The 24,781-nt window shown below is 67.9% G+C and carries 25 protein-coding genes; 13 read left to right on the top strand and 12 right to left on the bottom strand.

Annotated features, from left to right (window positions below; translation table 11 throughout):
* The first annotated feature begins 1 nt into the window (after position 1).
* From AB0M15_RS32890 to AB0M15_RS32865, 6 genes are read left to right on the top strand one after another with little or no spacing between them, the layout of a single operon-like run.
* Complete coding sequence (locus AB0M15_RS32890; RefSeq protein WP_363826943.1) at positions 2 to 1,540, top strand: hypothetical protein; 1,539 nt, start codon at positions 2 to 4, stop codon at positions 1,538 to 1,540.
* A complete protein-coding gene (locus AB0M15_RS32885) occupies positions 1,515 to 3,035 on the top strand; it encodes an SCO6880 family protein (RefSeq protein WP_363826940.1) in 1,521 nt (506 codons plus the stop codon). The genes AB0M15_RS32890 and AB0M15_RS32885 overlap by 26 nt, the downstream gene beginning before the upstream one ends.
* A 16-nt stretch (positions 3,036 to 3,051) precedes the next feature.
* Positions 3,052 to 4,671, top strand: coding sequence for an ATP/GTP-binding protein (locus tag AB0M15_RS32880; RefSeq protein WP_363826937.1), 1,620 nt, complete (start codon positions 3,052 to 3,054; stop codon positions 4,669 to 4,671).
* Entirely contained in the window at positions 4,671 to 6,524 is a 1,854-nt protein-coding gene (locus AB0M15_RS32875; protein ID WP_363826934.1) for a TraM recognition domain-containing protein, read from the top strand. Before AB0M15_RS32880 ends, AB0M15_RS32875 begins: the two co-directional genes overlap by 1 nt.
* Positions 6,514 to 6,888 carry a DUF4913 domain-containing protein gene (locus tag AB0M15_RS32870; RefSeq protein ID WP_164601935.1) on the top strand — a complete coding sequence of 125 codons (375 nt, stop codon included), beginning with the start codon at positions 6,514 to 6,516 and terminating at the stop codon, positions 6,886 to 6,888. Before AB0M15_RS32875 ends, AB0M15_RS32870 begins: the two co-directional genes overlap by 11 nt.
* A gap of 14 nt (positions 6,889 to 6,902) precedes the next feature.
* Positions 6,903 to 7,262, top strand: coding sequence for a YrdB family protein (locus AB0M15_RS32865; protein ID WP_363826925.1), 360 nt, complete (start codon positions 6,903 to 6,905; stop codon positions 7,260 to 7,262).
* 1 nt (position 7,263) lies between these two features.
* On the opposite strand, the gene AB0M15_RS32860 is transcribed toward AB0M15_RS32865, so the two are convergent.
* A complete protein-coding gene (locus AB0M15_RS32860) occupies positions 7,264 to 7,710 on the bottom strand; it encodes a hypothetical protein (protein ID WP_363826920.1) in 447 nt (148 codons plus the stop codon).
* A gap of 61 nt (positions 7,711 to 7,771) precedes the next feature.
* Positions 7,772 to 9,088: an MATE family efflux transporter gene (locus tag AB0M15_RS32855; protein WP_363826916.1), complete on the bottom strand. Its 1,317-nt coding sequence runs from the start codon at positions 9,086 to 9,088 to the stop codon at positions 7,772 to 7,774.
* 389 nt (positions 9,089 to 9,477) lie between these two features.
* On the opposite strand from AB0M15_RS32855, the gene dnaB reads away from it, so the two are divergent.
* Entirely contained in the window at positions 9,478 to 12,042 is a 2,565-nt protein-coding gene (dnaB, locus tag AB0M15_RS32850) for a replicative DNA helicase (protein ID WP_363827181.1), read from the top strand.
* A 4-nt stretch (positions 12,043 to 12,046) separates the two neighbouring features.
* Here the strand turns inward: dnaB and AB0M15_RS32845 are convergent, their stop codons facing one another.
* Positions 12,047 to 12,679: a MerR family transcriptional regulator gene (locus AB0M15_RS32845; protein ID WP_363826912.1), complete on the bottom strand. Its 633-nt coding sequence runs from the start codon at positions 12,677 to 12,679 to the stop codon at positions 12,047 to 12,049.
* Positions 12,680 to 12,764: 85 nt separating this feature from the next.
* Between AB0M15_RS32845 and AB0M15_RS32840 the strand changes: the two genes are divergently transcribed.
* Entirely contained in the window at positions 12,765 to 13,172 is a 408-nt protein-coding gene (locus AB0M15_RS32840; RefSeq protein WP_363826909.1) for a hypothetical protein, read from the top strand.
* On the opposite strand, the gene AB0M15_RS32835 is transcribed toward AB0M15_RS32840, so the two are convergent.
* A complete protein-coding gene (locus AB0M15_RS32835; protein ID WP_363826905.1) occupies positions 13,162 to 14,130 on the bottom strand; it encodes a WYL domain-containing protein in 969 nt (322 codons plus the stop codon). The two genes, AB0M15_RS32840 and AB0M15_RS32835, sit on opposite strands and share 11 nt — an antisense overlap.
* Before the next feature lie 63 nt (positions 14,131 to 14,193).
* On the opposite strand from AB0M15_RS32835, the gene AB0M15_RS32830 reads away from it, so the two are divergent.
* Positions 14,194 to 15,510 carry an FAD-binding oxidoreductase gene (locus tag AB0M15_RS32830; RefSeq protein WP_363826902.1) on the top strand — a complete coding sequence of 439 codons (1,317 nt, stop codon included), beginning with the start codon at positions 14,194 to 14,196 and terminating at the stop codon, positions 15,508 to 15,510.
* Here AB0M15_RS32830 and AB0M15_RS32825 read toward each other — a convergent pair.
* The 5 genes from AB0M15_RS32825 to AB0M15_RS32805 all read right to left on the bottom strand — a co-directional run bounded on the left by AB0M15_RS32825 (position 15,503) and on the right by AB0M15_RS32805 (position 18,343).
* Entirely contained in the window at positions 15,503 to 15,997 is a 495-nt protein-coding gene (locus AB0M15_RS32825; RefSeq protein WP_363826899.1) for a GrpB family protein, read from the bottom strand. The genes AB0M15_RS32830 and AB0M15_RS32825 overlap by 8 nt on opposite strands.
* Positions 15,994 to 16,389: a RidA family protein gene (locus AB0M15_RS32820; RefSeq protein ID WP_363826896.1), complete on the bottom strand. Its 396-nt coding sequence runs from the start codon at positions 16,387 to 16,389 to the stop codon at positions 15,994 to 15,996. The genes AB0M15_RS32825 and AB0M15_RS32820 overlap by 4 nt, the downstream gene beginning before the upstream one ends.
* Positions 16,390 to 16,421: 32 nt before the next feature.
* Entirely contained in the window at positions 16,422 to 16,715 is a 294-nt protein-coding gene (locus tag AB0M15_RS32815; RefSeq protein ID WP_363826893.1) for a hypothetical protein, read from the bottom strand.
* 36 nt (positions 16,716 to 16,751) lie between these two features.
* Entirely contained in the window at positions 16,752 to 17,663 is a 912-nt protein-coding gene (locus AB0M15_RS32810; RefSeq protein ID WP_363826890.1) for an alpha/beta hydrolase, read from the bottom strand.
* Between the two features lie 71 nt (positions 17,664 to 17,734).
* Positions 17,735 to 18,343, bottom strand: a complete 609-nt coding sequence (locus AB0M15_RS32805; RefSeq protein ID WP_363826887.1) for a hypothetical protein — start codon at positions 18,341 to 18,343, stop codon at positions 17,735 to 17,737.
* A 28-nt stretch (positions 18,344 to 18,371) separates the two neighbouring features.
* Here AB0M15_RS32805 and AB0M15_RS32800 point away from each other — a divergent pair, with 28 nt between their 5' ends.
* The gene (locus AB0M15_RS32800; protein ID WP_363826883.1) at positions 18,372 to 19,145 is read left to right on the top strand and encodes a helix-turn-helix transcriptional regulator; all 774 of its coding nucleotides are present in this window, start codon (positions 18,372 to 18,374) and stop codon (positions 19,143 to 19,145) included.
* Here the strand turns inward: AB0M15_RS32800 and AB0M15_RS32795 are convergent.
* The 3 genes from AB0M15_RS32795 to AB0M15_RS32785 all read right to left on the bottom strand — a co-directional run bounded on the left by AB0M15_RS32795 (position 19,109) and on the right by AB0M15_RS32785 (position 21,775).
* On the bottom strand, positions 19,109 to 19,549 hold the full coding sequence (locus AB0M15_RS32795; protein WP_363826877.1) for a protein-tyrosine phosphatase family protein: 441 nt from the start codon (positions 19,547 to 19,549) through the stop codon (positions 19,109 to 19,111). The two genes, AB0M15_RS32800 and AB0M15_RS32795, sit on opposite strands and share 37 nt — an antisense overlap.
* Positions 19,550 to 19,686: 137 nt before the next feature.
* Positions 19,687 to 20,763 (bottom strand): sn-glycerol-3-phosphate ABC transporter ATP-binding protein UgpC, encoded by a 1,077-nt coding sequence (gene ugpC, locus AB0M15_RS32790; protein WP_363826874.1) that lies wholly within the window; start codon positions 20,761 to 20,763, stop codon positions 19,687 to 19,689.
* A gap of 124 nt (positions 20,764 to 20,887) precedes the next feature.
* On the bottom strand, positions 20,888 to 21,775 hold the full coding sequence (locus AB0M15_RS32785) for a LysR family transcriptional regulator (RefSeq protein ID WP_363826870.1): 888 nt from the start codon (positions 21,773 to 21,775) through the stop codon (positions 20,888 to 20,890).
* 81 nt (positions 21,776 to 21,856) lie between these two features.
* Here AB0M15_RS32785 and AB0M15_RS32780 point away from each other — a divergent pair, with 81 nt between their 5' ends.
* Genes AB0M15_RS32780 through AB0M15_RS32770 form a run of 3 tightly spaced genes read left to right on the top strand, consistent with a single transcriptional unit; the run spans position 21,857 to position 24,779 of the window.
* Positions 21,857 to 23,092 (top strand): MFS transporter, encoded by a 1,236-nt coding sequence (locus AB0M15_RS32780; protein WP_363826867.1) that lies wholly within the window; start codon positions 21,857 to 21,859, stop codon positions 23,090 to 23,092.
* A 21-nt stretch (positions 23,093 to 23,113) separates the two neighbouring features.
* Positions 23,114 to 23,824, top strand: a complete 711-nt coding sequence (locus tag AB0M15_RS32775) for a dienelactone hydrolase family protein (protein WP_363826864.1) — start codon at positions 23,114 to 23,116, stop codon at positions 23,822 to 23,824.
* Positions 23,825 to 23,828: 4 nt separating this feature from the next.
* Positions 23,829 to 24,779, top strand: a complete 951-nt coding sequence (locus AB0M15_RS32770) for a hypothetical protein (protein WP_363826861.1) — start codon at positions 23,829 to 23,831, stop codon at positions 24,777 to 24,779.
* Positions 24,780 to 24,781: the final 2 nt, after the last annotated feature.

The following is a 24,781-nucleotide window of genomic DNA, read 5'->3' as shown; positions in this document are numbered from 1 at the left end:
GATGATCAGGATCGCGCTCTGCGCCGGCAGTTGGTACGACTGCCTGCTCGGCTGGGTTGTGGAAGCTCTCGGAACCGCCGTCGGAAAGTTGATCACTCTCGTGTTCCAGCCAATTCTCGACGCCCTGGCCGAGGCCGTGGCCACCATGTTCACCACGATCGCCACCTTCTGGGTCTACATCCCCACCCCGGCAGTCGGTAGCGAGGCGACCGGCCAGCCGGCCAGCGGGACGGTCGGCTGGATCTGGACCCATACGCAGTACATCAGCGTCTTCGTCGCTGTGCTCGGCGTGATGGTGGCGGCCATCCAGATGGCGTTCACGCAGCGCGGCGAGAGCGCTCGCGACCTGATCCGCTCGCTGGCGACCTTCGGCGCCGCCTCGGTGTTCAGCATCGCGGTGGTCCAGGCGTTGATCTCGTTCGGCGACCGGTTCGCGAACTGCATCGTCACCACCTCGGTGACGAACGCCCAGGGCTGGGCCTGCGTCGACCTCAACGACAAGGACAATGTCGTCAAGGCCAGCGACGGTTTCCGCGACGCCATGAAGGGCGTGATGGGATTCGGCGCCGCGGCCGGCGGGCTGGGCATCGGGCTGATGATCACGATCGGCATCCTGACCCTGCTCGCCTCGGTGATCCAGGTCGTCCTGATGGTGGTTCGCAGCGGGATGCTGATCCTGCTGCTCGGCGTCCTGCCGATCGCCGCGGCGGCCACCAACACCGAGATGGGCAAGGCCTGGTTCAAGCGGATCCTGTCCTGGCTGCTCGCCTTCATCCTGTACAAACCGGTGGCCGCCCTGGTCTATGCGACAGCGATCATGCTCGCCTCGAACAACGGCCACGGCTTCAACTTCTCCGAGGTGAAGGACCCGGTCGGCCTGCAGATCATGAACATGGTCGTCGGCATCACCATGCTGGTACTCGCCCTGTTCGCGTTGCCGGCCCTGATGCGCTTCATCGCGCCGATGGTCGCCGCGACGGCCGGCTCGGCCGGAGCCGGGATGATCGCGGCCAAGCTGATCGGCGCCGACAAGCTCGGCGACAAGGTGAACGAGTCGACCCAGAGCCAGGGCGACGGCCCGAGCGGTGCCCGCAACGTCCCCAGGCCGAGTCAGCAGGCTCCTTCTGGTCCGAGCGGATCACCCCAGCCCAGTGGCACCGGTGGTGCCGGCGGGGGTGCCTCGCCCGCTAGCGGCGGTGGTGGCGGCGGCGGTGGTGGTGCCGGTGGTGGTGCTGGTGCCGGTGCGGGCGGTGGCGCGGGTGGCGGTGCAGCCGGTGGCGCGAGCGGTGGTGCTGCGGGCGGCGCGGCAGCTGGTGGTGGCGGTGCCGCTGCGGGTGGTGCTGCCGCAGGCGGTGGAGCTGCCGCCGGTGGTGCGGCCGCAGGTGCCGGTGCTGCAGCAGGCCCGGTCGGCATCGCGGTGGTCGCCACCGCGGCAGCCGTCAAGAAGGGCATCGACATGACCAAGGACGCGGCCCAGGCCGGCGCGAACGAGACGATCAACAACGACGCGATGGATGAGGGACCAAGTGGCAGCGGCTGACAACGTCCGGACCGCCCCGCGGACCTACGGCAACTGGCGCCAGCCGGCCTCGGCCGGTATCGGCGGTCTGGGGACGCTGGGCACCGGAATCATGATGGGCGGCATGGTGATGACCATCATCGCCCTGACCGCCGGTGGTCTCGGCGCGGCGCTGATCGTCATGCTGATCGTCGGCAGCTCCCTGTTGCTGCTGATGATGAAGGACAAACACAACCAGTCCGCCCTGCAACGGCTCTCGACCCGTATTGGATGGCAGCGAGCAAAGATGGCCAAGCACAACATCTACCGTTCCGGTCCGCTCGGGCGGACGCCATGGGGCAAGTTCCAGCTGCCCGGTCTGGCGGCGGCCTCCCAGCTGAGCGAGTACAAGGACTCCTACGGCCGGCCGTTCGCGCTGCTGTTCTACCCGAGTACGCGGCACTTCACGGTGATCATCAACGCCGAGCCGGACGGTGCTTCGCTGGTCGACGAGGACCAGATCGACGTCTGGGTCGCGCACTGGGGTCAGTGGCTGGCGTCGCTGGGTCACGAGCCGGGCATCATCGCCGCCTCGGTGACGGTCGAGAGCGCCCCGGACACCGGGATCCGGCTGCGCCGTGAGGTGATGAACAACATGCAGGAAGGCACCCCGGCGATCGCTCGGGCGATGCTGACCGAGGTCGTCCAGACCTACCCCGAGGGCTCCGCGCTGGTCTCGGCGCGGGTCGCGCTGACCTTCAAGGGCACCGACCGCAGCGGCAAACGGCGCAAGGAAGAGGACATGGGCCGCGAGCTCGCGTCCCGGCTTCCCGCGCTGACCCAGAGCCTGAACTCCACCGGCGCCGGTGCTGCCCGCCCGGTCAACGCGCAGGAGCTCTGCGAGACGATCCGGATCGCGTACGACCCGGCGGCCGCTGGGCTGATCGACGAGGCCCGTAGCCAGGGGATGTCGCCCGAGCTGCAGTGGACGGACGTCGGCCCGGCCGGTGCCCAGTCGTTCTGGGACAAGTACCGGCACGACAGCGCCTGGTCGGTGACCTGGCAGATGACCCAGGCACCGCGCGGTGAGGTCTTCTCGTCCGTACTGTCCCAGCTGGTCGGCCCCCACCCGGACATCGACCGCAAGCGCGTCACCCTGCTCTACCGCCCGCTCGACGCCGCCACCGCGGCCCGGATGGTCGAGGCGGACAAGCGCAACGCGTCCTTCCGCGCGACCACCTCGTCCCGCCCGTCGGCCCGCTCGATGACGGAGGCCAGGGCGGCCGACCGGACCGCGATGGAAGAGGCCCGCGGTGCCGGCTTGGTCAACTTCGGCCTGGTCGTCACCGGCACGGTGATGACGGCTGAGCAGATCCCCGACATGGTCGCCGCGATCGACAACCTCGGTGCGACTGCCCGCGTACTGCTGCGCCCGGCGTACGGGTCGCAGGACTCCGCCTTCGTGGCGGCGCTGCCGCTCGGCGTCGTGCTGCAGAGCCACCTGTCGGTTCCGGCCGGCCTCCGGGAATCGCTATGACCCAGCGGGAGTCAGTGTGAGCAAGAAGGAGAAGAAGCCGGTCGACCCGAGCCGGGGTGGCCGCCGGCCGATGCCGCGTGGCTGGCCCGGTCCGGCGCGCGGCTATTCGACGTACCTGCAGGCCCCGCAGGAGTGGCGCGGAACGACGGTCCAGGTCTGCGGCATGTGGCCGTTCTCGGCAGGGACGGGCAGCCCGATGGTCGGCGTACCGATCGGCCGCAACATCCTGTCCGGCGCCACCATGTGCTGCGACCCGATCAGCTGGTTCATGCGCGCCAAGCTGATCTCCAACCCGTCGATGTTCGTGCTCGGCAAGCCCGGTCTGGGGAAGTCGACGATCACCCGGCGGATGGCGCTCGGCCTCGCCGGGTACGGGGTCATGCCGTTGGTACTGGGCGACCTGAAGCCGGACTACAAGGACCTCGTGGTGGCCCTCGGCGGCCAGGTGATCGAGCTCGGTCGTGGCCGTGGGCACCTGAACGTGCTCGACCCGGGCGAGTCCCGGCAGGCCGCGCTGCGGCTCACCGGCAGCGCGCGGCAGGCGATCCAGGCCGACGCGCACGGCCGGCGGTCGACGATGGTCTCGGCGCTGATCTCGATCATGCGGTCCGCGCCGCCGACCGACCGCGAGGAGACCATTCTCGACGAGGCGCTCAAGGTGCTCGACGAGCGCCACGAGGGCACCCCCGTACTCCGTGACCTGCTGCAGGTCGTCCAGGAGGCGCCCGACCGGGTCCGCGACGTCGCGCTCGACCGCGGCAGCATGGATCGGTACCGGCAGATCACCGAAGGCCTCGAGGCGTCGCTGATCGGTCTGGTCGGCGGCGGCCGGCTCGGCGAGATCTTCTCCGAGCAGACCGACCAGCCGATGAAGATGGACCGCCCGGTGGTCTTCGACGTCTCGAACATCGACGACTCCGAGACCAGCCTGCAGGCCGCCGTACTGCTGGCCTGCTGGTCGTACGGGTTCGGCGCGGTCGCGGTCTCGCAGGCCCTCGCGGATGCCGGTCTCGAGCCGCGGCGGCACTACTTCGTCATCCTCGACGAGCTCTGGCGAGTACTCCGGGCCGGGCGTGGCCTGGTCGACCGGGTCGACGCGCTGACCCGGCTGAACCGGCAACGCGGTGTCGGGATGGCGATGATCTCGCACACGATGTCCGACCTGCTGGCGCTGGAGCACTCCGAGGACCGGATGAAGGCGAAGGGTTTCGTCGAGCGCTCCGGGATGGTGATCTGCGGTGGCCTGCCGCGCGCCGAGATGGAGAACCTGACCGCCGTCGTACCGCTGTCCGGCGAGGAGCAGAACATGCTGATCGGCTGGCAGGACCCGCCCGCGTGGGATCCGGCCACCGGTGAGGAAGCGGCGCCCCCCGGGCGAGGCAACTTCCTGGTCAAGGTCGGTGGACGTCCGGGCATCCCGGTGCACGTCGGGCTGACCTCGGTCGAGCGCGAGATCAACGACACGAACAAGCTGTGGAAGACCGGCGCCGACGGCCGGCCACTGAAGGTGGAGATCGCCGACGACGGTACCGAGGAGGTCGTCGAGGAGTACACCTTCGACGACCCGGCGATGACGGCCCTGCCGCCACCGGACCCGACCACCCGAGTTGTCGCCCGCACGGGAGTGGATGAGTAATGGCTGAAGGCAAGCGGAGTACGGGCCCCGGTGGGCTGTCGGCGGAATCGGTTCTGGTCTTCATCGGGATCGGGCTGTTCGCGCTGGTCGTCGGTGGGACCTGGGTGGCGACCAAGATCGCCGCCGCGATCAACCACACCCGGCCGGTCAGCGATCCGATGAGCAACATCTCCGACATGCTCAACGGCCGGGTCCGCTGGTCCGGCGCGGCTACCGGCGTACTGATCATCGAGATCGTCGTGCTCGGCCTGCTGACCGTCGGCGCCTACTACCTCGTCACCAGGAGGCGCGACTCCGGCTCCCGGGTCGACAAGTCCGCGCAGCTGATGTCGAAGCGCAAGGAGATCTACAAACTCACCCGGCAAGGCGCGCAGGAGATCGCCAACCGGCTGGGGGCGGGGCACGCGGGCCCCGGCGTGATGATCGGCCGTACTGTCCGGGACAACCTCGAGGTGTTCGGGTCCTGGGAGGACATGCACGTCGACATCTGGGGTCCTCGTACCGGTAAGACGACGTCTCGCGCGGTACCGGCGATCCTGGACGCGCCAGGGGCCGTGGTGGCCACCTCGAACAAGCGCGACATCGTCGACGCCACCCGTGACCCCCGGTCGAAGAAGGGCCCGGTCTGGGTGTTCGACCCACAGGAGGTCTGCGGCGAGCCGAACAACTGGTGGTGGAACCCGCTCAGCTACATCACCGACGAGACGAAGGCGCGGGAACTGGCGGAGCACTTCGTCGCCTCGCAGCGCAAGGAAGGCGCCCAGACGGACGCCTTCTTCGACTCCGCCGGTACGGACCTGCTGGCCGGCCTGCTGCTCGCGGCGGCCGTCGCCAAGCGCCCGATCACTCAGGTCTACAGCTGGCTCGCCGACCAGCGCAACGACGAGCCCGAGCGCATCCTGCGCTCCACTCCCGGCCTGCAGCTCTCCGCGGATGCGCTGTCCGGCGTCATCAACGCCCCCGACAAGCAGCGCGCCGGTGTCTACGGCACCGCGCAGCAGAGCGCCCAGTTCCTGGTCAACCGCAAGGTGACTCGCTGGGTGACTGCGGCCGGTCCGAACGACAACCGGCCGCAGTTCAACCCGCACAAGTTCGTCCGCGAGGGCGGAACGCTGTACAGCCTGTCCAAGGAAGGCGCCGGTACTGCGGGCCCGCTGGTGACCGCGTTGACGGTGGCCGTCGTGGAGGCGGCTGAGGACTACGCGAAGACGTGTCCGATGGGGCGGCTGCCCAACCCGCTGGTCGGCGTACTGGACGAGGCGGCGAACGTCTGCCGCTGGAAGAACCTGCCGGACCTCTACAGCCACTTCGGCTCCCGCGGCATCGTGCTGATGACGATCCTGCAGTCCTGGGCGCAGGGGATGGAGTGCTGGGGCGAGCGCGGGATGGAGAAGCTCTGGTCCGCGGCGAACATCCGGGTGTACGGCGGTGGCGCGTCCGACGCGAACTTCCTCGAGCGGCTGAGCAAGCTGATCGGCGACTACGACATCCTGTCCAGCTCGGTCTCGTACAACAAGGGTGAGCGCGGGACGAGCAAGCAGACCCAGCGGCACCACATCATGGAGGTCTCCGACCTCGCCTCGATGCCGCCCGGTCGCGCTGTCATCTTCCCGTCCGGTATCCCGGCGACGATGATCAAGACCGTGCCGTGGATGGCACGCCCCGACGCGGGCGCGGTGAAGGCCTCACTGGCTCACCACGACCCGAGTGCAGCTGCTGGCATGGCGGCGCAGGGTGGGGCGAACGCATGGGTGGCAGCCGGCACGGGTGGGGCGCCCCAGGTTCCGCCCGCGCAGTCGGGCCCGCCGGTGCCGATCTGGGAGCAGACCGAGGAGCAGCGTCGTGGATGGTGAGCAGGAACTCTTCTACCCGCACGTCGCGGCCTTCGTCGAGGACCGCCTGGTCTACCTGTACTGCCGGCGCATCGGCCAGCAGTACATGTGGTGCCCGGAGTGGTTCCGGCATGCCGAGGCACTGAGCCGGCTGGACTCGATCTGGCGGGCCTGGGAGCACCTACGGCTCGATCCGGCGACCGGTATGTCGGTCTGGTGGCGCGACCACGCGGACCCGCACATGCAGGCGCTACTCGACCCCGACGGCCCGTTCGCGGCCTGCCGTGGGGTGCACAGCGACTACCCGATCCCACCGCTCCCGGTGGAGGAGCCGCCCGCCGGCCTCTTCTTCGACCAACGCCAACCCAACCTGCGCGGGATCTAGTACCGAGGACATACATGTACGAGATCTGGCGCTGGAGCAACCTCGGTCTGGCGTTCCTGGTGGAACTGGCCGGCCTGGCGATCTTCGCCTGGTGGGGCTGGAACGCAAGCAGCAGTACTGCGCTCCGCCTCGGGCTCACCATCGGGCTGCCGGTGTTCGCCGCCGTCCTCTGGGGCCTGTTCGCCGCACCTACCGCGGACTACGGCAGCCCGGTCATCACGACGATCGTGAAGGTCGCCTTCTTCGGGCTGGCCGGCCTGGCGCTGTGGACACTCGACCACCACTTCCTGGCCGCCGTGTTCGTCTTGGTCGTGGTGGCCAACCTCGTCATCATCCACGCCGGCCACCTGACCGTCACGGCGACGCCCAGCTAGCTCAGTCGCCTAGGCCGAAGTGGCGGAGCGCCTTCGGATCCTGTTCCTTGTCCTTCATCCGGCGGCGGACGGGCTTGACGTTCTTGCGGGCGACCGGCGGCTCCTCCGGAGCGTTGCGGACGGCTTCCGCGGCAGGAGCCTGCTCGGAGCGGCTGCGCTCGGCACGGCCTTCCGCATAGTTCCAATCGGCCCGACGATCGTCGTCAGCGGCCGCGCGGTGGCCGGCGTCCGACTGGTCCAGTAGCCGCTCGGTGGCAGCCTGATCGCGCAGGTAGCGGTGGTTGCGCTCGGCGACGTCGGCTCGGCGCATCGCGTCGGTGACCTCGGCGTCGTGCTCGGCGGTCAGGTCACGCCGCAGCCGAGCCTCACGCAGCTCACGCTCCTCGCGGGCATCGAGCTCCGCGTCCTCGTGAACCTGCTCCAGGTCGTCGTCGTCCGTGTCAGCCATCCGGTTCCTTCCGTCCGCAGCCCACGATGCCGCAAAACCGGGTCAGCCGCCTAGCCGTGGATCAGCGCGTCGCCCCGGTCACCAGCCAACTGTCCCGGCGTTCGCGGGTCAGCAAGGTCAGCAGCCTGAGCAGCATGAACCCGCCGAAGGCCCACCACAAGGCCACCACGCCGCGGTCGAACCACAGCACGCTGAGCGCCAGCGGCACGTACAGAACGAACGCGATCACGCCGGCGATCGCCAGATAAGGCCCGTCACCTGCTCCGATCAGTACGCCGTCCAGCACGAAGACGACCCCGTTGACCGGCTGCCAGAGCGCCGCCACCAGCAGGATCGCCGCCAGCGTGTGACGTACTTCGGGATCGGACGTGAACCAGGGGATGTACACACTGTGCAGCCCCCACAACGCGGCTCCGCCGACGAAGCCCGAGACCAGGCCCCACCACATCATCCGTCGCGTGATCGCCCGCGTCCCGGTGACGTCGCCGGCCCCGAGTGCGCGGCCGGTCAGCGCCTGTGCGGCGATCGCGATGGCGTCGAGGGCCAGCGCCAGGAAGGACCAGAGGGTGAAGGCGACTTGGTGGGCGGCGACTGACGTAGTACCGAGTGAAGTGGCGACGAAGGTTGCCAAGATGATTGCCGCGCGCAACGTCAGAGTGCGAACGACCAAAGGGATTCCGGCCTGTGCCGAGGCGAGGATGCCCGGGCGGTCGGGGCGCAGCTTGGCGCCGTCGCGGCGGGCTCCACGGACCACTACCCAGACCAGTGCGACTCCCGCTGCGGTCTGGGCGATCGCTGTGCCCAGTGCCGAGCCGGCGATGTTCAGGTCGAGTCCGTAGACCAGGAAGAGGTTCAGGCCGATGTTGGCGAGGTTGGCGGAGATCGCCACGATCATGGGCGTCTTGGTGTCCTGCAGACCCCGCAGTACGCCGGTAGCCGCCAGCAGCAGCAACATGGACGGCATGCCAAGGCAGCTGATCCGCAGATAGGTCACCGCGTAGTCCGCGACGTCCGGCGACGGGTCGAAGCCGCTGATGGCCACTGGGGCGAGCACGACGCCCACCACGGCCAGTACTACGCCCAGCAGCAGGGCCAGCCACAGCCCGTCGATGCCCTGCGTCAACGCGCCGCGATGGTCGCCCGCTCCGATACGCCGGGCCACCGCGGAGGTGGTTCCGTAAGCGAGGAAGACGCAGATGCCGACGAGCGTCTGCAGGATGGTGCCCGCGACGCCGAGGGCCGCGAGCTGCGGCGTACCGAGGTGGCCGACGATCGCCGAGTCGGCGAGCAGCATCAGCGGTTCGGACACCAGGGCGAAGAAGGCCGGTACCGCCAGCCGGAGAATCTCCCGATCCTGCGACCAGTTGGTAAGGGGCATGGGGATCATTGTGCCTGGCCACGCCGGTGCACGGCGCAATGGACCTGTGGGTATCGAATCTTTTTCTTCTCCACAGTTGTGTGTAGACAAAACCGCAGGTCAGAGCGAGGTTGTGGAGCTTTGTCCGCAGATATCCACAGGGATATGCCCAACCTGTGCACAGCTCGTCGTGGGGTTATGCACGGCTTGTCCACACCCCCTGTGGATGGCTGGCTACCAGGGGTCGGCATCAGGGGCGTACGGTCGCGTGACTGCCCGCGAAAGTGTCGGCGATGTTCGCTAGGGTTCGATCAGGTGTTCGATTCGAGCCGAACTAGGAGGCTGGACGAGTGAGCGTTGCGGAGTTCCGCGGGGGGCCGGGCGGCGGGAACGAAGAACGCAACCCGGAGATGGGCTTCGACCGCACCCCACCTCAGGATCTGGCGGCCGAGCAGTGTGTGCTCGGCGCGATGATGCTCAGCAAGGACGCGATCGCCGATGTGATCGAGACCCTGCGCGGCACGGACTTCTACCGGCCGGCCCACGAGATCGTCTTCGACGCGGTCACCGACCTGTATGCCCGGGGTGAGCCGGCCGACGCGATCACCGTCGCCGCCGAGCTGGCCAAGCGCGGCGAGATGGGCCGGATCGGCGGCGCGCCGTACGTGCACACCCTGGTCGCCTCGGTCCCGCTGGCCGCCAACGCCGGCTACTACGCGCACATCGTCCGGGAGAAGGCGATCCTGCGCCGCCTGGTCGAGGCCGGCACCAAGATCGTCCAGATCGGCTACGCCGGCGAGGGCGAGGTCGACGACGTCGTCGACCAGGCCCAGGCGGAGATCTACTCGGTCACGGAGAAGCGCACCACCGAGGACTACGCCCCGCTGAAAGACATCATGGAAGGCGCCCTCGACGAGATCGAGGCGATCGACTCCCGCGGCGACGCCATGGTCGGCGTCCCCACCGGCTTCACCGACCTCGACGAACTCACCAACGGCCTCCACCCCGGCCAGATGATCATCGTCGCGGCCCGCCCGGCGATGGGAAAAGCCCTTGCCCTCGACACCCCCCTGCCGACCCCATCCGGCTGGACCACCATGGGCGAAGTCGGCGTAGGCGACGAACTCATCGACGCCGACGGCCACCCCACGAAGGTCGTTGCCGCCACCGAGATCATGCTCGACCGGACCTGCTACGAACTGACGTTCTCAGACGGAAGCACCCTCATTGCCGATGCCGAGCATCAGTGGCTGACGGAGACCCGGGGATCTCGGAAGGCGCGGTGGGCAGCGGAGAACAACTACAACCGGACCCGGAGCCGGCGACAGTTCGCCGCCGTACGGACGACTGCCGAGATCGCCGAGACGATCTATTGCGCGGGATCCGAGCAGCGTGCGAATCACTCGGTGGACAACGCCAAGGCGCTCGAGCTGCCGACTGTGACGTTGCCGCTGCCGCCCTACGCCCTCGGCGTCTGGCTCGGCGATGGACACTCGGCCTCAGCCAGGTTCACCTCGGCCGACCCAGAGGTCGCGATGTTCGTGGAGGCGACCGGTCTGGTCGTGGGGCAGCAGTCCGGTCTGAACTACTCGCTCCAATTTCCGCGGGAGTCGCGGCCAAGCCGGGAATGTGTGGTCTGCGGGCAGCTGTTCGTGCCCAAGACGGTCGAGGTTCGTACCTGCGGGCAGTCCTGCGGTGGCAAGGCGCGCTTCCTCTCGCAGGCGGTAGCGGCGCCGAGCTGCCCGGATTGTGGCGCTGACTACGCCGGTGGACGGCGCTGCCAGGCATGCCACGACGACCACGGAACCGTTCAGGCCGTACTGCGGAAGATCGGTGTCCTGGGCAACAAGCACATCCCGGCCGAGTATCTCCGGGCGTCCGAGCAGCAGCGGCGAGAGTTGCTGGCGGGTCTGATGGACACCGACGGGACGGTGAACCCGACAGGTAGTTGCCAGATCACGCTGACCAACGAGCGACTGGCCCTGGACGTCTATGAGCTGATTGTCAGCCTGGGCTACAAGTGCGGTCACCGGACCCGGGTCCTCCAGGGCCGGACCGCGGAATCCTCGGTCGGGCACGTGCTGACGTTCAGTACGGTCGACGATGTCTTCAAACTGTCGCGAAAGATGATCACGCACAAGGAGCGTCGGCCGGAGTCGACCATCCGGATCGGCAACCGCTTGATCAAGCAGGTCCGCTTGGTCGACAGCGTACCGGTGCGTTGTGTCGAGGTGGACAACGCCGATCACCTTTATCTGGCCGGCCGATCCATGATCCCGACCCACAACTCGACGCTGGGGCTGGACTTCGCGCGGTCGGCGTCGATCAAGCACGGCCTGACCTCGTGCGTCTTCTCGCTGGAAATGAGCCGCAACGAGATCACCATGCGGTTGCTGTCGGCGGAGGCGAAGGTGCCGCTGCACCACATGCGCAACGGCAAGATGACGGATGAGGACTGGGCCCGGCTGGCCCGCAAGATGGGCGAGGTCTCCGAGGCCCCGCTGTTCATCGACGACTCGCCGAACCTGACGATGATGGAGATCCGCGCCAAGGCCCGCCGGCTCAAGCAGCGGCACGACCTCAAACTGATCGTCATCGACTACCTCCAGCTGATGACGTCCGGCAAGAAGGTCGAGTCCCGCCAGCTCGAGGTCTCCGAGTTCTCCCGCTCGATCAAGCTCCTCGCCAAGGAGCTGGAGCTCCCGGTGATCGCCATCTGTCAGCTCAACCGAGGCTCCGAGCAACGCTCCGACAAGCGTCCGATGGCCTCCGACCTCCGCGAATCCGGAAGCCTCGAGCAGGACGCCGACGTGGTCATCCTGCTCCACCGCGAAGACGCCTACGAGCGCGAATCAACCCGCCCCGGTGAAGCCGACTTCATCGTCGCCAAACACCGCAACGGCCCCACCGCCGACATCGTCGTAGCCTTCCAAGGCCACTACTCCCGCTTCGTAGACATGGCCCACGACGGCTAGTTCCTCAGCTGCTGGTCCAGCGTCTGGCGGAGATGGATTCGTGGGACAGCAGACGGAGGCTGGCTATCAGTGTTTCGCCGAGGACGGTGCCGAGGATGACGCTTTCGGCGAGTTGGTCGGGGGAGCGGCGGGTCTCCACGGCGGCGACCTCTATTTCGGTGAAGGTTTCCACGGCGGCGGCGTAGGAGTCGAGGAAGCTCACCAGATGGTCTTGACGGAGGGTGCGTAGGGCCGCGACCGTCTCGATCAGGGTGTTGAGGGCCGGGGCGTCGGCATGGACGGACCAGCCTCGGGACGCGAGAAGTTCCTGTACCTGGGTAGTCGCGGCGTCATGCGCGTCCGAGGTCGAGGTGAGCTGCCGTTGTGGGGTGATGGCGTAGTGGGCACGGCCGATCTTGTCGTGCAACGGCATGGTGGGGGAGTCGAGGCCCTCCAGGATGTCTTTTACGCCGGCGACCGGGACCTGGGCCAGGTCGACCAGGGCGCGGATCAGGCGTAGGCGGTGCAGGTGGGTGTCGTCGTACGAGGCCTGGTTCGGGCTGGTCAGCTCGCCTGGGGGGAGCAGGTTCTCGCGCAGGTAGTACTTGATCGTCGGCACTGGCACCCCGGAGATTCGGCTCAACTCTGCGATCCGCATAAATGCCTTGCCTTCCTCTCGGCTGTGATGGATAGTAGCAGTATCCATAAACGGATACCGTCACTATCCATACAAGGAGTGGGCCATGCAGTTGAGCGACGCGTCCCGGATCATCGCCGGAGCGATCCTGCTCACCATCGTCACGATCCAGTTCGGCGGCTGGTTCATGACCAAGATCGTCCGTGGCGACATCCCGATGACCGACTTCCAGAAGTCGTTCGCCCGGGCCGGCCACGGTCACGCCGGCGTCCTGGTGATCCTGAGCCTGGTCGGACTCCTGTACGTCGATCAGACCAGCCTGTCCGGCGTCCTGCTCTGGCTCGGCCGGCTGGGCATCCCGGTCGCGGCGATCCTGATGTCGGGCGGGTTCTTCGCCTCGTCGGCAGGCAAGGGCCTGACCAAGCCGAACCAGTTCATCTGGGTGCTCTGGCTGGGCGCCCTCTCCCTGGCGGTCGGCGTCGTGACGCTGGGCCTGGGCCTGATCACGGCCTGACCAAGCGCGACCCCACCGTCCGCAACAACTCAGCGGCCTCGGGCGACGCCTCCAACGTGTAGTCGGCGCCTGAGGCAACGATCGCCGCGACGTACTGAACCAGGATCCCGGGGGAGTCCGCACTCAACCGGTACTCGCAACTGTCCGGCCCGAGCGGCGAGATCGTCCCCGAAGACCCGTGGAAGAAACTCCGGCGGACCTCGTCGGCCGGCAGCTGCACGACCATCCGGACACTGTGCCGGTACGACGCGCCCGCAAAGGACTCGGCCAGGTACGTCGCCGCGTCGGCCGCAGGCAGTTCGCGCGGAGTGAAGTGATGCCGGGTCGGCGCCAACTCGCCGATCCGGTCCACCCGGAACGTCCGCCAGTCGTCGCGCTCAGGATCGAAGGCGAGCAGGTACCACTGGCCGACCACCGACACCAGCTGCGTCGGCTCCACCCGCCGGCGGCTGCCGTCCCCGCGCCGACTTTTGTAGCTGAAGGCAACGATCTCCAGATCCCGGCAGCAAGCGGCCAGTACTGCGAGCAGCCCCGGATCCACCCGTGGAGCCCCCTCCCGCCCGACCACCTCCGCGGCGCCGACGGCAGCCACCGACGGCCTCAATCGAGCCGGCAGTACCCGCTCGAGTTTGGCGAGTGCACTCATCGAGCTGTCCGCGATCCCGCTGACACCACTCGCCGCGGCGCCGGCCAGTCCGATCGCGACGGCGACGGCTTCGTCGTCATCGAGCACCAGCGGCGGCACGTTCTTGCCCGATGCGAGCCGGTAGCCACCCGCAGTACCGGTCGTCCCGGTCACCGGGTAGTCGAGGGATCGCAGGCGCTCGACGTCGCGGCGTACGGTCCGGTCGGTGACGCCCAGGCGCTCGGCAAGCTCGCTGCCGGACCACTCCCGACGACTCTGCAGCAGCGCGAGCAGCCGCAGCAGTCGCCCGGGCAGATCCTTCCGCGTGCTCATGAATCCCAGATTGGCACAGCTTGCGGACTAGATGTGTCCGGAAGGGCTTCTAGCGTCGGTCACATGAAGCTCACCGGAAAGCACTGGACCGCAGACACACCCGGGTACGACGAGGAGCGGCTCGGCTTCCAGCGCCGCACACCCCACCAGCCGGCCCACATCGTCGGCGCCACCACTTCCGAGGACGTGCAACGCGCGGTCCGGTACGCCGCCGAGCACGGCCTCGAGATCGCCGTCAAAGCCAGCGGCCACGGTCACGGCGCTCCGCTCGACGGCGGAGGCCTCCTGATCACAACAACTCGCCTCAACCACGTGACCGTCGACCCACCAACCCGGACAGCCTGGATCCAAGCCGGCGCAACCTGGCAGCAGGTCATCGACGCGACCGCGCCGCACGGTCTCGCGCCGTTGTCCGGCAGCTTCCCCGGCGTCACCGCCGTTCCGTACACCCTCGGCGGCGGCCTCGGCCTGATGGCCCGACGCTACGGCTTCGCCGCCGACAACGTTCGCCGCATCGAGGTCATCACCGCCGATGGCGAACTACACAAGGCCGAAGAAGACCCCGACCTCTTCTGGGCCCTCCGCGGCGGCGGCGGCAACTTCGGCGTCGTCACCGCGATGGAGATCGACCTCTTCCCCGTCCCCACCCTCCACGGCGGCAGCCTGTACTACGACCTCGCCACGACCCCCATCGTCCTCAAGGCGTGGCGCGAGTGGACCCAAACCGTCCCCGACTCGGTCACCTCAGCCGTAGCCGTCCTCCCCTTCCCCAACCTCCAGCAGATCCCCGCCAACCTCCGAGGCAAGTACATCGCCCAAATCCAGCTGAGCATCATCCCGGATGGTCTCGATGCTCCCGCTGTCGTCAGCAACCTTCGCGACGCCCTGGGCGAGCCGCTCGTCGACACCGTTGGTGAGTTGCCCTTCGCCGAGTCCGGCAAGATCTTCGACGAGCCGGGTCGGCCCGATGCGTTCAGCTCTCGCAATGCGCTGTTGAGCGACCTCGACCCCGAAGCCCTCGCCACCATCCCCGAGCTCGCCGGCCCCAGCGCACCCGTGATGTGCGTTGTCGGCATCAGGCATCTCGGCGGTGCTCTCTCGCACAAGCCCGCCGTCGAGAACGCTGTCGGGCACCGCGACGCGCAGTACTCGCTCACCGTCCTGTCACCAGGAGAGGACGACCTGCGAGCCCTCCACGATTCGATCCTCGCCCCTTGGGCCAAGGACGTCGTCGGCCGATCGCTCAACTTCAGCATGGGCCCACTCACCACCGGCGAGACCCAGGCAGCCTTCGAGCCAGCCGACTACGAACGGCTCAAGTGGCTCCGCGGCGTCTACGACCCGAGCGGCATCCTGCGAGCCAATCACCCGATCACCTGAGCAGCTCCTCGATCAACGCCCTCTTGCCGTCGACGTAAGCGGAGCGATCCGTCAGCAGCAACGGCGCCAGCTCCCGCTTACGCGCGGCATACCGAGCGAGCGCCTCCGGATCCGCCCGCAGCCGGTCCCGCAGGAGCACGTGATCGCGGTGCGCCTTGTTGTCGGCCACAACGACGTACAGGTGGTGATAGCGCGCCACCTGAGCCGGCAATCCGAACGCCTCCCGGCCGGTGATCCCGAGCTCACCCTCATGCTCGTAACCACCGGACACCAAAGCAGCAGTTGCCGCAGCCACCTGATCAACCGCCGGTACGACCACGTCGACATCAATGATCGGTTTGGCGGCAAGACCAGGTACGGCGGTACTCCCGACATGCTCGATCTCGCAAGGCACCCCGTCGAGCAGCCGTTCCAGCGACACCCGGATCTCGTCGAACCAAGCCGGCCAGCGAGAGTCGTACGCGACGACCTCGGCAGGTGTCTTCACAAAGCGGCCGTGACGTCGATCTCCACAAGCTGTCCGGGGAACCCGAGCTGGGCGACGCCGAGGAGCGTGCTCGCGGTGGTGAAAGCCGGTGCGAGCGGCGACTCGTTGAGCTGGGTCCACACCGCGCTGAGCTGCGCGCGGTCCGGGCTGGCCACATAGATGACGGTCCGCACGACATCCTCTGGCCGAGCGCCCGCCGCCTCGAGAGCGACCAGGATGTTCTGGATCACCTGCTCGGTCTGCCCGCTCAACCCACCCTTGGCCAACTCACCCGAGGGGCTCAACGGGCACTGCCCGGCGAACATGATCAGCTCATCAGCACGAATCTTCGTCACATGGTGGTAGCCAGGCGTCTCATGCAGGGCCGGGGGATTGCTGCGCTCAATCGTCACCCTCCAGAGCAAACGCGCCCACCGAGCCACCGTCAAACGGATATCTCGTTGTTCCACATCCGGAACATCACACATTTGCCGCGCTGGTCGAGCGTCACCGTCCACAGATTCGAGAACGTCCCCAGCTCGCGATACACCCCGGTACCACCGACAGCAGCCGTATCCCCAGTGATCGCCAGGATCGACCACTCGAACTCCCACCCGCCCGCCTGCCAGTCCTGCCGGCTCAGCCACCCCTCGACGATCGCCTCCCGCCCGATCCAGTCATACCTGCCACCTTGCGGCGCCAACCGCCGCCGCGGCAGACCGCATCTTCCTAGGTGCACCACACCTACCCTTTGACGAACTCCCCAAGCCGCATCTCAACGGGTGCTCGCCGAGGGCTGGCTGTCCGTGACCAGGTGCTTTGTCAGGAAGGCGATTTCGGTTTCGGCTACGACGTCGTGCTGTTCGAGGAAGGGGGCGTAGTGGCCGCCAGGGACGCGAAGGAGTTCTGCGTCAGGTGCCTGGCCGACGGCGTCGATAGAAGGCTGAGCGAGCGCCGTTTGGTCCTGGTCGGCCACGACGACGAGCAGCGGGATCTTCACCCGTGAGGCCGCCCGGCCGGGGCGGTAGGCGGTGATGCGCAGCGCCGACCGCGCGGCGACGGCCTGGATCCATTCGCTGTATTTATTGCCCGGGTTAAGTGCTTCGTTCGTGCGCAGCGAGTCCGGCGTTGTCAGCAGGGCGACCGTGCCGGGCGGTCCGACCAGGGGAACGAGCAGCGGCGGTCGTCCGATCAGGCTGCCGAGTGCGTCGAGCAAAGCGCGGCCGGCGAAGCGCAGCATCGCCAACGGCTTCTGGTGTCGGGCCGCATTGCGAGAGGCTGCAGGCCCATCCGCGTTGGGCGTCTGCGCGATCGCCGCGGCCAACTGCGGATTCCGCGCCGCGATCGGGAAGATGTAGCCGCCTGACAACGAGAACGCCCAGATCGCGACCCTCTCGACTCCGGCAAGCTCGCCGGCGTACGAGATCGCCGCCTGCCAATCCGCCAACTGCTCACCGACCCGCGCAACCTGCCGCGGCGAGCCGCCACTCTCCCCGAATCGCCGATAGTCGAAGGCCAGTACGCCGAACCCCGCGCGCTGGAACTTCGCGGCGAACAGGTCCGTCCCCGGCTCCTTCGTCACCCCGAAGCCACCGGCCATCACCACACACCCGCCGTTGCTGCCTGGGTAGTACCAGGCCACACACTCGGCATCCCCGCTGACGAACCGCACCGACTCGCGTTCCATGACGCACCCCACCTCTGGCGAAAGCTCTCCGATGCCAAAAGTGAACCACGTGGTTCGCAAACTGTCGAGGGCTAGGTCCGGGCCTCCTCGTGGTCGAGCGCCCGGCTCAACGCGGCGAAGCCGGACTCGATCCCGGGCCCGTCGCCGCTGGTCCGCCACTCGATCAGGAATCCCCGCAGGACGGCGAGGATGAACTCGGACACCTGGTGCTTGCGCTCGTCCGGCCACTGCGGCGGGCAGATCGAGATCAGCGCGGGCAGGTAGCGCACCGATGCGGTGCGGGCGAGTTCGGCGTACCGGGCGGAGTCGTACATCGCGAGGCCGATCGCCTGGTCGAGCACCCAGGACTCGTCACCGACGAGGACCGGCCACATCGCCCGTACCCGGCCGGCCAGCGTCGAGTCCGCCAGCTCCGCGGCTGCCAGGCTTCGGTCGATCCGTCGCTCCCGCAGTTGGAGCACCGCCTGGGTGAGCAGGTCTTCGGGTCCGTCGAAGTAGTAGAGCAACACCTTGTGCGTCGTACCGGCGGCCCGCGCGGCCCGGCGGAGCGAGAAGTCCACCAGACCGTTGGCCCCGACCTCGTCGGTCACGCGCTCGAGCAGTTCGCGCCGCCGCGCCTCACCCCGCGCCGACCCCGCCGACCGCCGATAGCCCGCCTTCTCCGGAGCATCGTCATCCATCTGCGTGACAGTAGCTAATCTCAACGTTATGAACGACTTGGGCGAGTTCCTCCGCGTACGCCGAGCGCAGCTGACCCCCGACGAGGTCGGGTTGGCCGTGTCAGGTGCTCGCCGGGTCGCCGGCCTGCGTCGCGAGGAAGTCGCTGTACTTGCGGGCGTGAGCGCTGACTACTACACCCGTCTCGAGCAAGGCCGCGAGCGCAACCCATCCGGCCAGGTCGTGGACGCGATTGCCCGCGCTCTCCGCCTCGGCCAGAACGGACGTTGGTACGCGTACCAACTGGCCGGCCTCGCCCCGAAGTCCGAGACCCCTTCGGAAGAAGTCGCCCCCGCGCTGCTCCAACTGATGGAAGGCTTCGACTCGGCCGTTGCCTACATCATCAATCGCCGCCTGGACGTCCTGGCCTGCAACGACCTCGCCGCCGCGCTCCTGTCACCACTCGAAGACCTCCGCCCGATGATGACCAACCTGTTCCACGACCCGGCCGCCCGCGACCTCTTCGACGACTGGCCCGCAGTCGCCCGCGAATCCGTCGAGGCGCTCCGCCTGGCATCCCCCGACAACGAGTCGGTCAAGCAACTCGTCGACGAACTACTTGCCAGCAGCAACGAATTCGCCGACCTCTGGAACCAGCACGGCGTCAACACCCTCGGCAGCACGGTCAAGACCTTCAACCACCCCGTCGCCGGCCGGCTCACCCTCACCTACCAAACCTTCGACATCCAATCCGCCCCCGGCCAATCCCTCCTGGCCGGCACCCCCGCTCAGGAATCGCTCGCCGCTCTGAAGCGCCTCACATAACGCTTCTGCCAAAAGGTTTCCACCGCCTTGGCGTGATAGTTCGCCCGCACGTAAGCCACCGCGTCGGCCGGCGCAACCCCATCGAGCACCGCCAAGCAGGCCAGCGCAGTACCGGTCCGCCCGCGCCCGCCTGCGCAAGCAACCTCCACCCGCTCATCGCCCGCCCGAGCAAGCACCTCCACCAACGCGTCCCGCGCATCCCGATCATCCGCAGGCAACCGGAAGTCCGGCCACACCACCCACCGAGACTCCCACGGAACCGCAGGCGGCTCCTTCCCCAGCAAATACACCCCGTACGCCGGCAGCGCACCACCAGGCACCCCGTCGCGCACCCCACGCCCCCGCACCAACCGCCCCGACGGCAACCTCAACACCCCGCTCGCACCCAACTCCCACGTCTCCACCCCCCGACGCTAACGCGCCCCCCAGCCCACCATCTCAGGGGTTAACCCCGCAGTTGGCGGGTTGCCCCCTCGGGATCCGGCCAGGCAACCCACCGTCTGAGGGGACAACCCCTCAGATGGTGGGCAAGCGGCGGGGGTCAGGCGGTGATGCGGAGTTCTGTTGACTTGGAGAAGAGGTGGAGCTTTTCGGGCTGGGGGGCGAGGTGGACGATGGTGCCCTTCTCGTCGTGGAGGCGGGTGCCGACGCGGGCGATGATCTGCTGGTCGTCGGTGTGGACGGCACTGCCGTAGAGGTAGGCGTCGGAGCCGAGATCCTCGATCACCGAGACCTTCACCGCCAGGCCCTCGTCGGCCAGGTGGAAGGACTCCGGCCGGATGCCGAGCATGATCGTCTTGTCGTCGCCCGCCTTGGCGAGCAGGTTGCGGGCGATCGGCACCAGGTAGTCGCCGATCATCGCGCCGCCGTCGACGATCTGGGCCTCGATCAGGTTCATCGCCGGGGAGCCGATGAAGCCCGCGACGAAGAGGTTCTTCGGGGCGTCGTACAGGTTCAGCGGGGTGTCGACCTGCTGGAGCAGCCCGTCCTTCAGGACGGCCACCCGGTCGCCCATCGTCATCGCCTCGATCTGGTCGTGCGTGACATAGACGGTCGTGACACCCAGCCGGTGCTGCAGTTCCGCGATCTGCGTCCGGGTCTGCACCCGCAACTTCGCGTCGAGGTTCGACAGCGGCTCGTCCATCAGGAAGACCTGGGGATCACGCACGATCGCGCGACCCATCGCCACCCGCTGACGCTGACCACCGGACAGCGCCTTCGGCTTGCGCTCCAGGTACTCCTCCAGGCCGAGCAGCTTCGCGGCTTCAAGAACCCGCTTGGCCCGCTCCTCCTTGTGGATGCCCTGCATCTTCAGCGCGAAGCCCATGTTGTCGGCGACCGACATATGCGGGTAGAGCGCATAGTTCTGGAAGACCATCGCGATGTCCCGCTCTTTCGGCGGGCTGTTGGTGACGTCGCGGTCACCGATGTAGATGGATCCTTCGTTGGCTTCTTCGAGCCCTGCGAGCATCCGCAGCGCGGTCGACTTACCGGAGCCCGACGGCCCGACCAGGACCACGAACTCGCCGTCCTGGATGTCCAGGTCGAGCTTGTCGACGGCGGCGATCTCGGTGCCGGGGTAGACCCGGGTTGCTCCCTTGAACGACACAGTGGCCATGTCGCTGACTTCCTTTCCTTCGCCGGCAGGAACGTGCCGGACGATCCATAGCAAAGGCCCCCAGGAGTGGGTGTCTACTTCGAGAATACGTCGCTTTGATGATGTATCAACAAAGTGGCGTACGTCACGTCCGGACCGACGCCGCCATCAGATCCAGCAGCGCGGTCACCGCCCGGCTCGGCCGCTTGCCGCTCAGGGTGATCGCCGACAACGTCCACGCCAGTTCCGAATCCGCCAGCGGCAACCGGACCACACCGGGCACCTCCTCCAGATCCATCTCCGGTACGACGGCAACCCCCAGCCCCGCCCGCACGTAGTCCGGCACGGTCGTCAGATCCGGTACCTCCACCTGCACCCGCCGAGGGATGCCGGCCTGATCGAAAGCCCGATCCACCGCCGTCCGATTCCCGAACCCGCGCAACATGTCCACGAACCGCTCCCCGGCCAGCTCAGCCAGCCGAACCTCACTCACCCCGGCCAGCCGATGCGAGGACGGCAGCAGTACTACGAACCGCACCGTCGCCAACTCCCGCGGCTCCAGCCCCGTCAGCTCCGCCGCGCTCAACCCGACCAGAGCGACGTCGAGCCGGCCGTGCCGCACGTCGTCAGCCAATCCGCTCGACCCGGTCGGCGAAGTCGTCACCTGGACGTCGACCAACGGATAGCGCTGGTAGAACGCGCCCAGCAGCGAGGCCAGGTCGACCAGCCCGAGCCTCGTCATCGTGCCGATCCGGACACTGCCGCGCAGCCCGGTGGACGCCTCCTCGACGACAGCACGAGCCCGGTCCAACGCCTCCAGCGCAGCCTTCGCCTCGGGCAACAGGGCCTCGCCGGTGTCCGACAAAGTCACCCGCCGGGTCGACCGGTCGAACAACGTCGTCTTCAGGTCCGTCTCCAGCGCGCGGATCGCGGCCGAGACGGTCGACTGGACGGTGAAGAGCCGCTGCGCCGCCCGGGTGAAGCTCAGTTCCTCGGCGACGGCGACGAAGTACTCCAGTTGCCTGCTGTCCACAGGCCAATTATCGTCAGCCTCGATAAGACAGTGCAAGAAGATTCGTTGGACTCGATAGATCAATCGGCGCAACCTAGAAGCATGACAACTCTCTCCGGCCCCCGCTCGCTCGACAAGGCCGGTGCGCGCGTCCAGTTCGCGCATAGCGCCGGCTTCTGGATGATCGCCGTCGCGTTCCTGACCACGATGGCGTTCTCGACGGTCCCGACTCCGCTCTACGCCATCTACCAGCGCCGGGACGGTTTCCCGACCTTCCTGATCACGGTCATCTTCGCCGCCTACGCAGTGGGCGTGATGGTGAGCCTGTACCTCGCCGGCCACGTCAGCGACTGGCTCGGCCGGCGTCGGGTCGCGCTGCTCGCAGTACTGACCGAGGCACTCGCTGCCGTCGTCTTCCTGTTCTGGCAGGACGTGCCCGGTCTGCTGCTGGCTCGTTTCATCAGCGGTGTCGGCGTCGGCGTCCTGACGGCGACCGCGACGGCTCACCTGTCCGAGCTGCGACGGATCTCCCGGCCGGACGAGGACCCGAGCCACTCGGCGCTGATCTCCTCGATGGTGAACCTGGGTGGCCTCGCCTTCGGTCCGCTCGTCGGCGGTCTGCTCGCGGAGTACGGATCGAAGCCGCTGGATCGTCCGTACGAGCTGTTCCTCGTGCTGTTGCTGCTGAGCGCGCTCGGTATCGCGCTGGTGCCCGAGACCGTCGAGCGGCTGGAGGAGCGTCCGGCGTACCGGCCGCAGCGGGTCGCGTTGCCGAGTGCTGCCAAGCCGCAGTTCTTCGCCACCGCGGTCGGAGCGTTCGCCGCGTTCGCGATCTTCGGCCTGTTCACCTCGCTCGCCCCGACGTTCCTGGCCGGCACGCTGCACCACACCTCGCGGCTGCTCGCCGGGGTCGTGACGTTCGTGGTCTTCATCGCGGGAGCGGCCAGCCAGGTGTTGTTCGTTCGGTTCAGCCGTCCGCAGCAGCTCCGGCTCGGCCTGGTCCTGATGTCGGTCGGTCTGGTCGGGGTCGCCGTCGGCGGGCTGATCCCCAACCTGTGGCTGTTCGTCATCGGCGGCGTGGTCGCCGGTGCGGGCGTCGGCCTCGTCTTCCGCGGCGCCGTCGCGACCGCAGCGTCGCTGGCCGACCCGGGTTCGCGCGGTGAGGTGCTGGCCGCGCTGTTCCTGATCGCGTACGCCGGACTCGCGCTCCCGGTGCTCGCAGTCGGTGTCGGTGTCGCGCTGCTCCCGGACCAACTCGCGCTGCTGATCTTCTCCGCCATCATCTTCGTCCTGGTCAACGTGGCCGGCCAGCGGATGCTCAAGGCCAACAAGGTCTGATCGTCGGTTAATCTCCGACGCGTGGACATCGACGCGAGTCAGGTACAGGTCGGAGAGCAGAGCGCATACCTAGCCCGGCCGGTCGGAGTGACGGCCGGGCCGGGGATGTTGTTGCTGCCGATGATCACCGGGATCGGCGAGCAGCTCCGGGCGTGGGCTGACGAGTTGGCGGAGCGGGGGATCACCGCGCTGGTCTGGGATCCGTTCAAGGGCCGGAGTACTGACAACTCGGCCCGAGATGAGCTCGCAGAGTTGCTGAGCGGGCTGGACGATGACACCGTCCTCGCCGAGCAGGTCGCGTTGCTCGACCACCTGCTCGGCGAACTCGGCTGCACCAAGGTCGGCACGGTCGGCTGGTGCCTCGGCGGTCGGTTCGCTTTGTTGCTCGGGGCAAGGGATCGCCGGCTCGCGAACGTGCTGGCCTTCCATCCGACGGTCCCCTCGGAGTTGCGGCCGAACCATTCGTACGACGCGATCGCCGACTCCATCGGGATCACCGCGCCGGTGCTGATCGCCTATCCCGGTGCCGACGCCGCCGTGCCGGTCGCCGACTTAGAAGCGCTGCAGACGGCGTTGCAGAGCCGCGAGGCCGGGGCGACGATCACTCAGTTCTATCCCGGTGCCGAGCACGGTTACACCGACCGTTCCCGGCAGGACAAGGTGGTGAACGCCGACGCCTACCGGCTCTCCTGGCCGCAGGCGCTCGCGTTCATCGACGCCACCACCGCCTGAGCCGATGGCGCAGGGGTACAGCCGCAATCCCGCGCTGAGCCGCCGGATGAACCGCTTCTTCCGGCGGCCCGCCCCCACCCCGGAGCTGGTCGCCAAGGCGTACGCGAAGCGATTCATCACCGGCCCGGACGGACTCCGCTGGCGGCAGGGCGAGCGGTTCGCCGTCTCCGTCGTGCCGGCCGCCGACGAGGCCTGGCTGCTCGAACGCACTCGGCTGATCGTCGACACCCTGGTGCTGCCCGACCACCGGCCGGGATCCTTCCATCCGCTGATGGTGGCGAGCAGCAACCAGGCGCCGCTGGACGACCCGATGACGCTCGAGCCCGAACGCCGGCGCAACTACACCGAGATGCAGCTCGGCATCGACACCCCGGATCTGACCGCCCTCGGCCAGCGCATCCTCACCGCGGAGCCCTTGCTGCGCGCGGGAATCATCCATCTGATCCCCAACTACGCCGACCGCTCGACGACCTACGCGGACCACCGCAAGGCCGACCGTACCGACCCGAGCCCACGCGTGCTGGCGACCACCTTCGTCCAGGCCGACCGGCTCTTCCTCGACGCCGGGCCGGTGCCACCCGAGAGCTGGGCGGTCAAACACCTGCTCACCACACAGCTCCCGTACGCCGAAGCCGTCCAGCCACTCGACTTCGACCGCGCCCTCCAGGCCCGCTGGCCCGGCTTCGATTCCTACCGTCGGCAGCTGCGCACGTCATACGGGAACCCGTCGATGCTACCGGCGCTGTTCACTGCGGCAGAGTCCGTACTCCGCTCGGAATTCCCTGGCCGGGTGAAAACCGTAGAAGCCACCCTGGTGAGCGTCGACCACGGCGCCTTCGTCAACGCCTATCTCCCCTCGCGCACCACCGGCGATCTGTGGGACCGCATCGCCGAGCCACCCATCTTCGAGCCGTATCTCCCGTCGACCGACCTCGCGTGGATCCTCAACCGCTGACT

This window comes from Kribbella sp. NPDC051718, assembly GCF_040681515.1.
Classification (GTDB): Bacteria; Actinomycetota; Actinomycetes; order Propionibacteriales; family Kribbellaceae; genus Kribbella.
This window is presented reverse-complemented; position numbering and strand designations above follow the sequence as displayed.